Origin of the sequence: Methanobacterium sp. (assembly GCA_030017655.1) — an archaeon.
Lineage (GTDB): Archaea > Methanobacteriota > Methanobacteria > Methanobacteriales > Methanobacteriaceae > Methanobacterium_D.
Genome location: JASEIM010000038.1, coordinates 1 through 10312, shown reverse-complemented (window position 1 = coordinate 10312; position 10312 = coordinate 1). Strand labels below are relative to the sequence as shown.

The 10312-nt window shown below is 30.8% G+C and carries 12 protein-coding genes; 6 read left to right on the top strand and 6 right to left on the bottom strand.

The genetic code is table 11. From position 1 onward, the window contains the following. Nucleotides 1-272: 272 nt before the first annotated feature. From QMD61_11030 to QMD61_11015, 4 genes are all read right to left on the bottom strand, one after another. A complete protein-coding gene (locus tag QMD61_11030) occupies nucleotides 273-854 on the bottom strand; it encodes a methyltransferase domain-containing protein (protein MDI6725168.1) in 582 nt (193 codons plus the stop codon). A gap of 104 nt (nucleotides 855-958) precedes the next feature. Then, complete coding sequence (locus QMD61_11025; GenBank protein ID MDI6725167.1) at nucleotides 959-1399, bottom strand: Hsp20/alpha crystallin family protein; 441 nt, start codon at nucleotides 1397-1399, stop codon at nucleotides 959-961. Between the two features lie 97 nt (nucleotides 1400-1496). Then, nucleotides 1497-1847, bottom strand: coding sequence for a hypothetical protein (locus tag QMD61_11020; protein ID MDI6725166.1), 351 nt, complete (start codon nucleotides 1845-1847; stop codon nucleotides 1497-1499). A gap of 55 nt (nucleotides 1848-1902) precedes the next feature. Further along, nucleotides 1903-3552, bottom strand: coding sequence for an AarF/ABC1/UbiB kinase family protein (locus QMD61_11015; protein ID MDI6725165.1), 1650 nt, complete (start codon nucleotides 3550-3552; stop codon nucleotides 1903-1905). Nucleotides 3553-3664: 112 nt separating this feature from the next. Between QMD61_11015 and QMD61_11010 the strand changes: the two genes are divergently transcribed. The 5 genes from QMD61_11010 (at nucleotide 3665) to QMD61_10990 (ending at nucleotide 8186) form a co-directional block, all read left to right on the top strand. Continuing rightward, nucleotides 3665-4432, top strand: a complete 768-nt coding sequence (locus QMD61_11010; GenBank protein MDI6725164.1) for a carotenoid biosynthesis protein — start codon at nucleotides 3665-3667, stop codon at nucleotides 4430-4432. Nucleotides 4433-4636: 204 nt separating this feature from the next. After that, the gene (crtI, locus tag QMD61_11005; GenBank protein ID MDI6725163.1) at nucleotides 4637-6109 is read left to right on the top strand and encodes a phytoene desaturase family protein; all 1473 of its coding nucleotides are present in this window, start codon (nucleotides 4637-4639) and stop codon (nucleotides 6107-6109) included. Between the two features lie 37 nt (nucleotides 6110-6146). Then, nucleotides 6147-6980, top strand: coding sequence for a phytoene/squalene synthase family protein (locus tag QMD61_11000; protein MDI6725162.1), 834 nt, complete (start codon nucleotides 6147-6149; stop codon nucleotides 6978-6980). Nucleotides 6981-7003: 23 nt separating this feature from the next. Further along, entirely contained in the window at nucleotides 7004-7855 is an 852-nt protein-coding gene (locus QMD61_10995) for a prenyltransferase (protein MDI6725161.1), read from the top strand. 91 nt (nucleotides 7856-7946) lie between these two features. Further along, nucleotides 7947-8186, top strand: a complete 240-nt coding sequence (locus tag QMD61_10990; protein ID MDI6725160.1) for a hypothetical protein — start codon at nucleotides 7947-7949, stop codon at nucleotides 8184-8186. Nucleotides 8187-8215: 29 nt separating this feature from the next. Here QMD61_10990 and QMD61_10985 read toward each other — a convergent pair whose 3' ends face one another. Both QMD61_10985 and dph5 read right to left on the bottom strand, forming a co-directional pair. Beyond that, entirely contained in the window at nucleotides 8216-9151 is a 936-nt protein-coding gene (locus tag QMD61_10985; protein ID MDI6725159.1) for a DNA adenine methylase, read from the bottom strand. A gap of 15 nt (nucleotides 9152-9166) precedes the next feature. Continuing rightward, nucleotides 9167-9955, bottom strand: a complete 789-nt coding sequence (dph5, locus tag QMD61_10980) for a diphthine synthase (GenBank protein MDI6725158.1) — start codon at nucleotides 9953-9955, stop codon at nucleotides 9167-9169. Between the two features lie 150 nt (nucleotides 9956-10105). Here dph5 and QMD61_10975 point away from each other — a divergent pair. Continuing rightward, nucleotides 10106-10312, top strand: a 207-nt coding sequence (locus tag QMD61_10975) for a class I SAM-dependent methyltransferase family protein (protein ID MDI6725157.1), incomplete at its 3' end; no start/stop codon positions are given.

The window sequence follows — 10312 nt, the reverse complement described above, 5'->3', positions numbered from 1 at the left end:
ATTACAGGCCATCCTTCTGCTGGTTCTTTTTTATCAGCCACTCATAACACCTCCTTATATAATAAGAAGACTAGAAAGCTCTAATTAAAAATAAAGAAAAAAAATAATTATCCTTGCTTATTCTTCCTCTAATTTACAATATGAATTTCATATTTAAAATAAGTTTTTATGGGATTCAATAAAAGGAATTAGAGGTTTTTAAATCAATTAACCTTGTTTTAGGCATATATTTTGCTATGAAAATAAAATTATATAATGAATTCTAATAATGCTTATTTTTTCACAGATATAACTCCATAGTGGTATTTACCTGCTTCAATTACTTCTTTAACTTCGAATCCATAATCTGAAATAATTTTTTCAACTTCTTCTGGTGTCATTTTGACATGAAAGGGAGGCCCAGGTATACCTTCAATTTTTTTAAATTCAATAACTGCAAAAATACCTCCTGGTTTTATTATTCGTTTAATCTCCTCCATTACCTCATCATAATCCTCATTTTCAACAAATCCATGCAATACATTACCCATATAACAGATATCAATATTCTCATCATCTACTGGAATTTCATCACTTATATCTGCAATAATTGCTTTAATGTTACTTATTTCCTTTTCTTTAATCTCTTTATTTAAAATATTCATTGATTCTTCCCAGATATCAACTGCATATACTCTTCCTTCATCACTGACGATTTTTGAAGCTGCAAGTGACATGTATCCATCACCAGACCCTGCATCTAAGAAAATATCTCCCTCTTTAAGTCCAATTGATTTTAAAACGAATTCTGCATCTATAATATCTCTACTGGATTTACCATGATGAAAATGTATTTTTCTGGATTTATCTGTCATTTTTTATACCCCTACCATAATTTGAAAGAACTAATCACTATTTGTATTGGAGAATAAATAAATTTAATTGAATAAATTTGACTTAAAAAAAATAATAATTAGAATTACTCTATTTCAAGGGTAATTTTCTCTTCTTTTTCCAGTTTTGGGGCTTCTACAGTTAAAATTCCATTTTTAAAACTTGCTTTGGCTTTTTCTGGTATCACTTTTTCAGGAAGTCTAATTACCCTTTCTATAGTGCCTTTCTTGATATCGCTTAGAGTAAAATAAATTCCTTTAAATGCCTGTTCAAAATCAAAAGTGGCTTTAACATGGAGTTTAGTTTCAGTAAGATTAGTTTCGATATCTTCCTTTTTAATTCCGGGAAGCACTATTTTAACTATTACACTATCATCGGTTTCATCTGTTGCCTCAAGAGGCAAAAAAGTGTGTTTTGCAATTGAACTCTCAATATCTCCCCTTACTTTATCAAAAGTTTTAGTAGAGTCTTCTAACATTTTTATAAATAAGCCTCTCATATCTGGAATTGTATCTTTTTCCATCATAGTCCCACCAACTAATATTCATTATGATTATTTTCTTAATAATTACTTTTATAAACATTTTTCTATATTATCTGAATAATAAAATAAAATAGTTAATTCAAAGACGTAATAATGATCCTAGCACTCCTCCAGCCATACAGATTATTCCATCAACCATAATTCCAATAATAATTCCACTTAAACCAAAACTCATAAAGGATAAGTCCATTTTGCCCCCTATAATGAATTCAAATGTAATCATGATGATTGAAGAAACAATCCCGGCAAGAATGCCTACAAAAACTCCATATATGGCTCCTTTTTGAATATCATCAATAAAAAAGTAGCTTATGGCTCCAACAACAAATAAGAATCCAAGATAGGATCCGATAATCCCAGCAAAAACTCCCAGAATCATGCTTAAAATAACTGCAAAAAATACACCTATAGCAATTTCCACATATTCCAAAGTATTCCTCCACCACTATTTTATCTATTTAGAATAAAATCATTGATTATTGGCCTTAAATATTTTTTCTAGCACAATTTATAATGGAAATTATTAAAATAATGGCTAATGCAGATGCAATAAGGAATATAATTGTTCCAATTGTAGAAAAACCTATTCCTGGCATTGGCATGCCTTCATTGCTTATCATAATTAGCGATGAACCGATAATAAGAGAAGACACGATTAAAGCTACAGAAACCCTGTTAATTATCCTCTCAAGATGGGATGCAAATTCGTCCAGATTCTGATGATCAAGCTGCATTCTTATTTTTCCATCTTCAATTCTTAAGAAAAAGCGATTAATTGTTTCAGGCAAATCTTTAAAGATATGTTCGAGTTCAAACAGGTAAGTAGCCTGATAATCTAAGATTCTAAGCGGATTAAATCGTTTTCTAATGGTTTCTTTGATTAATGGCTTTGCAACTTCGATACCATTAAAATGCGGATCTAACTTTCTTCCAATGTCTTCAGCCATACTTAAAACTCTTCCAAGTAAAATAAAATCTTTTGGAAGCTTTATTTTATGTTTTACAAGTATATTTGGTTTGCTGAACTCGTTTATTATCCCTCCAATGTCGCTAATCTCAGCACCCATGTACTTGTCAAGAAGGTCTATTAAGTCACGTTTTAATTCTTCAATGTCTGTATCGTCATCTATAAGCCGCATATACCTCATCTGGTTGATCATCCCTTTTAAGTCATAATTAACTGTAAATACGAAAAGTTCAGTTAAATTTTCCATAAATTCTCTGTCTAAATGACCTATCATTCCAAAATCAATAAAACAAAGAACATCATTGGGTAGAATGAACAAATTCCCAGGATGGGGATCAGCATGGAAAAATCCATGCTGAAATATCTGCTTAAAATAACAATCAGTACCTATTTTTGCAATAGCCTTACCATTTATATTTTTATTTGATTCAAGGGCATCACTTATCTTTGTTCCCCTAATAAATTCCATTGTAAGAATTCTTGGGGTAGAATATTTCCAGTAAACTTTAGGTGCACATACATTAGGATCATCCTTAAAGTGCAATCTGAAACGATCAATATTTCTTGCTTCCTGTGCAAAATCCATCTCTTTTTCTATGGCCCTTTCAAATTCATCAACAATACCTGGAAGATTATAATATTTGAGATCCCTAATTCTCTTATCTGCCTGTCTTGCCAGATAACGCATTATAATTATATCCTTTCTTACATGTTCTTCTAAATTCAGTCTCTGGACCTTAACAGCTACTTTTTTTCCATTTTTGAGTACAGCGGAGTGTACCTGCGCTATTGATGCAGAAGCAATTGGATCTTGTTGAAAATCAGAAAATAAGTCTTGTAAAGGAGTTTCAAGTTCTTTCTCTATTAATTTTTTTACATCTTCAAATGGAAATGGTGGTACTTCATCCTGTAATTTGGCTAATTCGTCTGCAAAGTCTTTTCCAACTAGATCTGGTCGTGTACTTAAAACCTGACCTAATTTAATGAAGGTAGTTCCTAATTCTTCTAGGGCAAGTCTTAATCTTTTGGGTGCAGTTTTATCAAAAGCTTCTTGAAGGTTATCTGATGAAAAAAAACCCATTATGTTACGTTTGAATCCTGTTCTCTCAAGAACATTTCCAAATTGATATTTAACCAGAACACTTACTATTTCCCTAAGTCTTTTCATATCTGGCCTCTGGTTAGGAAATAGTTTATAATCCATGAAAAGAATTTAAGTTTAAATTATATAATACTTTTTATTAAATTGTATTAAGATAAATTAATTTGGTGAATATTTAATGAAGGATATTTCTAAGATTTTTTGGATTACAGGTATATTCTTGGCCATTGCAGCATTTTTTGTAACTAATGTTCCAATAAAACCAGAAATGGCATTTATATCTGGTATATTCATTATAGGATTATCTTTACCCTGTTATTTTGCTGTAATTACATGGCTAGGGCTGAAAAAGTCAGTATTATTCTTAATTATGATGAGTATTTATGCCATTTCAATTGAAACATTGGCCATTATTACGGGATATCCTTACTCGCAATTTGTATATACTAACCTTATTGGATTCAAAATATTTGGATATACTCCTTACACAGTTCCATTTGCATATGTGCCTTTATTTATAGGTAGTATTTACCTGGCTACATTAAAAACTAGAACTTACTGGAAAATCATATTATTAACAGCTTTTCTTGTCCTCATAACTGATTTGGTTTTAGATCCTGCCGCTGTAGCGCTGAATTTCTGGACTTATTTTGATTCCGGTGTTTTTTATGGAGTTCCATTTATGAACTTTGTGGGGTGGATATTAACAGGTGCTTTAGCCGCTCTAATAAGTATTGTAATTTTAAAAGGTGAATTAATAAATAAAAATAAGCCAAAAGCGTTGATTTCAAGTCTTTTTTTGATTTTATGCTTTTGGACCCCTGCATGTTTCTATTTAAAGTTATGGTTACCTGGAATTATTGGTATAATATTTATTATCTTTGTTTTAAGTGAAACAAAGGGTAAGATTGGTGATTTTGAAATTAAAAATGTAAATAATCAATAATGCCATTTTTCATGCATTAAAATAGAATTTTAAACAATATTTTATTTTTATTATTTTCTGATAGCCATTATAATTGTTTCTAAAACTTCAATTATGTGAAAAAAATATAAGGTAGTATATACTAATATTTAATAAGAAATTAAAAAAAATTGATCATATGATAATTATATAAATAATTATAAATTAGTAATATTATGTGATAATATGGATGCGATAGTTATAGGAGCAGGATTTGGGGGGTTATCTGCAGCAGCTTTATTGGCAAAAAAAGGTTTTAATGTAAAGGTTTTTGAAAAAAACGAGCAACCTGGTGGAAGAGCCAGTTTTTATAGTGATAAAGACTTTTATTTTGATATGGGTCCATCATGGTATCTTATGCCGGATGTATATGAGAGGTTCTATGCTCAATTTGGAAAGAAACCAGAAGACTTTTTCAAGCTAGAAAGACTTGATCCATCATATAGAATATTTTTTGGGGATAAAAAATTAGTTGATGTGGCTGCTGACTTAGAAAAGAATTTTGAATTATTTGATAGTCTTGAAGAAAATGGAGCAGAGAAATTAAAAGAATATCTTAAATCTTCTGAAGAACTATATGATTTTTCTATAGAGGAGATGCTATATAAAGATTATAATTCTATTCTGGACTTCTTAAATGGCAAATTACTACTTAGGGGCTATAAACTAAATATCTGGGAAAATTTACAGCATTATGTTAATAAGAAATTTAAAAGTGATGAAGCAAGAAAAATACTTGAGTATGCAATTGGTTTCCTTGGAGGGTCTCCAGCTAACACTCCTTCATTTTACCATCTCATGTCTCATGTAGATCTTACTATGGGAGTATTTTATCCTCAGGGAGGCATGAGAAAAGTTGTAGAATCTATTTATAATCTTGCAGAGTTTCATGGGGTTGATTTTAGTTTTAATGAGCCTGTAGAAATGTTAGAAGTACATGATCATAGGATAAAAAGAGTAATAACCAATAAAGGAGCTTATGAAGCCGATGTGATTATTGTAAATGCGGATTATGCTCATTCAGAATTAGATTTCCTTACTAAAGAAAATCGAACATATGATGATAAATATTGGAATTCTAGGGTTTTGGCGCCATCTGCAATGGTCGTATATTTGGGGGTAGATTACACAGTGGACAAACTGGTTCATCACAACCTGTTTTTAGACGAGGATTGGGAACATGGATTTGATACAATATTTGACCCCAAAAAAGCAGCATGGCCAGAAAATCCATCTTATTATGTAAATGTTCCTTCAAGAACAGATTTATCAGCAGCACCAAAGGGATCAGATACTTTGTTTATATTGATACCATTAGCTCCTGGACTTGAGGATACTCCTGAACTTAGAGAAAGTTTTTATAACAAGATAATGGATGATCTGGAAGCTAAATTAGGTGAAAATATAAGAGATCGCATCGTAGTAAAAAGAATATTTGCTTTAAACGACTTTAAACATCGTTATAATGCATATAAAGGTACAGCTTTAGGATTATCCCATACATTAAGACAATCTGCGCTTTGGAGGCCTGCACATAAAAGTAAAAAAGTTAAAAATCTCTATTATTCTGGACATTATACCCATCCAGGAATTGGGGTGCCAATGACACTTATTTCATCCCAGATTGTTGTAGATAAACTTTCGGACAAATATCTATGAAAAGGATGCTTTTTTATAAATTGAGAGTGAGAACACCATGATAGATCAAACCATTTACTCTATATTCAAGGGAGGAAGTAGAACATATTTTTATAGTACTATATTTTTCCCCAAAAAGGTAAAAGAGGATGTTTTTGTACTGTATAGTTTTTTAAGAAAAGCTGATGATTATGTGGATGCTATCCCCCAGGATGCTGAGGGGTTTTATGGTTTTAAAGAAAGATATTATCGAGCTTTAGATGGGATAATAACTGGGGATATTGTAGTAGATTCATTTGTTAAATTATTAGAGAGAAAAAAATTCGAAAACAGTTGGGTTGATGCTTTCTTAAATTCAATGGAGATGGATATTACAACATCTAAATATGAAACCATGAAAGATCTCCTGGTTTACCTTTACGGGTCTTCTGAAGTTGTTGGACTTTTCATGGCAAAAATAATGAATTTACCTAAGGAATCTTATGATAATGCACGTTATTTAGGACGTGCAATGCAATATATAAACTTCATAAGGGATATCTCTGAAGATATTGAACTTGGAAGGTCTTATTTCCCCCAAAAAGATCTTAAATCATTTAATATTGAGTCTTTAAATGAGGAATACACTAGAAAGAAACCTGAAGAATTCAATGGATTCATAAGGAAACAGTTAGAAACTTATTACTCATGGCAAATAAAAGCTGAGGATGGATTTTCTTACATACCCTTTAGATATTTGATTCCGATCAAAACAGCTTCAGATCTTTATAAATGGACAGGATCACAGATCAATAAGAATCCTTTTGTGGTATATCAGAGAAAGGTTAAGCCTTCAATCCCAAATATACTCTATAAAGTCGCATTTAATTCAATTAAAGCAAGTCTAAGCTAATTCTATGTTAAAATAGTGAAATTATGTTATCCTTTTTATTTAAAATTTCAAGATTCAGATTCTGGATTTATACAGGTGGAACATATGTAGTAGGATATGCCCTTGCTGCGGGTGCTTTAGGAGATTTTTTCAGATTTGATTATTATATTTATCTTATTTACTTCTTTTTTTTTGCTAATGTGTTTATATACGGGGTTAATGATTACTGGGATGAGAAAACAGATGAAAAAAACCCAAAAAAAGATGAAAAAGAGCACCGTATAAAGGGTGAAGAAAAAAAGAAACTTCTTAATGTTATTTATCTGGTTACTGGCATCAGTTTAGTTTTAATAGTCTTCCAGACCAATCTGGAACGCATTTTATTTTCATTTTTCTTGTTGTTGTCTTATTTTTACAGTTCTCCTCCTTTGAGATTTAAAGAAAGACCATTTTTGGACTTTTCATCTAATTACTTGTATATAATGCCCGGAATATTTGCTTACAGCATGATTGCAGATTCAATACCTTCTCTAATAATTATGGTGGGAGCTTATTTCCATATATCTGCAATGCATATTTTTTCAGCAATTCCTGACATTAAATATGATAAGGATGCCGGAATAAATACCACGCCAGTTTTTATAGGGAAAAAAGCTTCTCTAATACTGACCCTAGTATTCTGGCTTATTTTATCATTTATTGTAATAAATCTGGCTGATTATAGATTTTTAAGCTTTCTAGTATTCCTTTATCCATTGTTTCCATTTTTACTTTTAATTAAAGATGATCTGGATATCAATAAGCTCTATTGGTACCTTCCTTATGTAAACACCTCACTTGGAGGTCTATTATTCGCAGCGCTGGTACTTTTCAATGTTTTCGGTGTTAATATATAAATATAGTAATTTTTTTGATAATTAAGCTACTATCTTTAAAATATCTGAAAATTATTTGAATAATAAATAATATAATAAACAGTATCAAGAGGTGATTAAAACGATAGAAAAACTGGAAGTCAGTCTGATTAATGAAAATGTGCACAATTTTAAAAGAGGGGAGTTTGGAGTAGAAAAAATTGAAGTGGACGAAAACAGGGGCTTAATTGAAATAACATATGAACCGAAGGAGGATGGAACTAAACGCGTGATAATACCAATGCAAAATATTGAAAAAGTTGATTATACCGAAAAAATCATTGAAAAAGAACAGGTTAAGGAAGAAAAATAGAATAATCAAATTATTATAATTAAAAGTCATTAAAAGTTGGTGATTATCAATTCATTAATTTCTCCCCTTTTTGATGCATTACAGTTAATAAACCTTTTAGCAGGTATTCTGGAAATATTGTGATTTTTATAAAGCTTATCAAAGAAATCATCCATGGGGTCATCGTTTTTAGGATCAGAATTGCTTAACATTAGATAAGCACCCTTTATGGACATTTTTTCAAAAAAAACAGCTAATCTTTTTTGATCCTCATCTCCAAAACCGTTCTTAGAATAGTTGGTAAAATTCGAAGTTTTATTTATGGGCCGATAAGGCGGATCAAGATACACAAGGCTTTTTTCTTCTATAAACTTACATGATTTGGTGAAATCTCCACAAAAAATCTCGGTATTTTCTAAAGCGGAATTTACAGCAATTATATTATTTTTATCATAAATTCTGGGATTTTTATAACGACCAAAGGGTACGTTAAATTCTCCTTTTTGGTTTTGACGGAAAAGGCCATTGAAACAGGTTTTATTCAAAAATATCAAGTATGATGTTCTTTCAATCCAATTTTCACCAAAGTCATTATAATTAAAATTTTTCATCTGGCTGTTATATCTGTCCCTGATTTGATAATAATGTTCTCTTCTCTTACTTTCGGATTTTTGGAGATGTTTGTCTTCTATTTCACTTAATTTATCTATAATTGCCTTATGATTGGTTTGTATTGTTTTATAAGCCAGTATAAGTTCTTTATTAATATCGAAAAGATAGGATTCTTCAATGTTATATTTTCTCTTTAAATAGAAAAATAAGGCACCTCCACCAACAAAAGGCTCAATATATCTTTTTATGACCAGTTTATCCTTAATTGATGGAGGTATTCTTTTTTCAAATTCATTAAGTAGTTGCGTCTTACCTCCGGCCCATTTTAAGAATGGTTTAGCGTATTTCAGCTTGTTAATATGGTTTTTATGCATAATTCATCCCGGTTTTTATTCTACAAGAAATTCATCTGGAGCTCCACATATTTTAACCAGATATTCAGCTTCCATGAAGTGAAGATCTCCTGGAATAATAAGACAGTGAAGTGGCCCGCCGAAATCTTCTTTAATAAGATTTTTAACTTTATCTGCACGTACAACTGGTTTATCTGAACCAGCACGGGCAATTACAACGGCTAAAGAATTTTTAGTCACAATATTTTCCTTTCTTTCATTTTCAATTCTCAAAAGATATTCCAATCCTTCATTTGCAGTCATATATCGGTCTTCATCTGCTCGAATATCCAGAAGTACAAGTGTGTGAGCGTTTAATCCTTTATTTGCTTTGATAGCAAGATAGGGGGAATGTGGAAAATAATTTTCTTCTGGAAATGGTATTGTGGTGACTTTTCCGAATTTATATGCTTGAAGACCTGCCAGACCTGGAGCTGCAGATAAAATAGAGGAGGAATGAATAACTATAGTTTCAATATTCAATTTTTTAGCTTCAATCATCATGTCTGTATGCGTTGTTGCAATTAAAGGATCTCCAGCAGCTAAAAATGCAACATCTTTTTTCATAGCAGCATTTAGGGGAATATTAAATTCTTCAACCTCTTCTCTTGTTAAAACCCTGATTTCTTTGCTTATCATATCTTCAATTGCAGATAATGTTGTTCCAAAAAGATCAGCGGTGTAAAACTCAGCGTAAATATCATCTACTTTTTTTAGAGCTTCAATACCTTTTAGAGATATATCTTTTTCATCATAAAGACCTAAACCGATAAAATAGAGCACCATTTCAACCCCCTATTTTGTAAACATTTTAAATTTGAAAAATAAAGCATCATCATCACCAGATATAATTTTTAAAATACTTATTATCAACAATTGTTATATTTAATCTTGATAATATTTAGTTATAATAGTTAAGAGCTTACTGAGGATATTATGATTGGTCTTAAAATCAAAAAAAATATGGCAAATGATGCACGTAAAATGCTGTTAAAACGCTCACTTATTAATCTTAATGCTAAAATAAAGCGAGAAAATGGTTTTGTTATTATTCCACTATCCGAAAAACCGGAAAAGGAATTATTAACAGAATTAGGCTATGAAAATGTTGAAATTGTTGATACTCTATTTGAAATGCAAAAA

Bases quoted from the DNA above. Each gene is read 5' to 3' on its own strand.
- crtI (MDI6725163.1), top strand. From the start codon at position 4,637: ATGGATGCGATAGTTATAGGAGCAGGATTTGGGGGGTTATCTGCAGCA.
- dph5 (MDI6725158.1), bottom strand. From the start codon at position 9,955: ATGGTGCTCTATTTTATCGGTTTAGGTCTTTATGATGAAAAAGATATA.
- QMD61_10995 (MDI6725161.1), top strand. From the start codon at position 7,004: ATGTTATCCTTTTTATTTAAAATTTCAAGATTCAGATTCTGGATTTAT.
- QMD61_10985 (MDI6725159.1), bottom strand. From the start codon at position 9,151: ATGCATAAAAACCATATTAACAAGCTGAAATACGCTAAACCATTCTTA.
- QMD61_11025 (MDI6725167.1), bottom strand. From the start codon at position 1,399: ATGATGGAAAAAGATACAATTCCAGATATGAGAGGCTTATTTATAAAA.
- QMD61_11010 (MDI6725164.1), top strand. From the start codon at position 3,665: ATGAAGGATATTTCTAAGATTTTTTGGATTACAGGTATATTCTTGGCC.
- QMD61_11015 (MDI6725165.1), bottom strand. From the start codon at position 3,552: ATGAAAAGACTTAGGGAAATAGTAAGTGTTCTGGTTAAATATCAATTT.
- QMD61_11030 (MDI6725168.1), bottom strand. From the start codon at position 854: ATGACAGATAAATCCAGAAAAATACATTTTCATCATGGTAAATCCAGT.
- QMD61_11000 (MDI6725162.1), top strand. From the start codon at position 6,147: ATGATAGATCAAACCATTTACTCTATATTCAAGGGAGGAAGTAGAACA.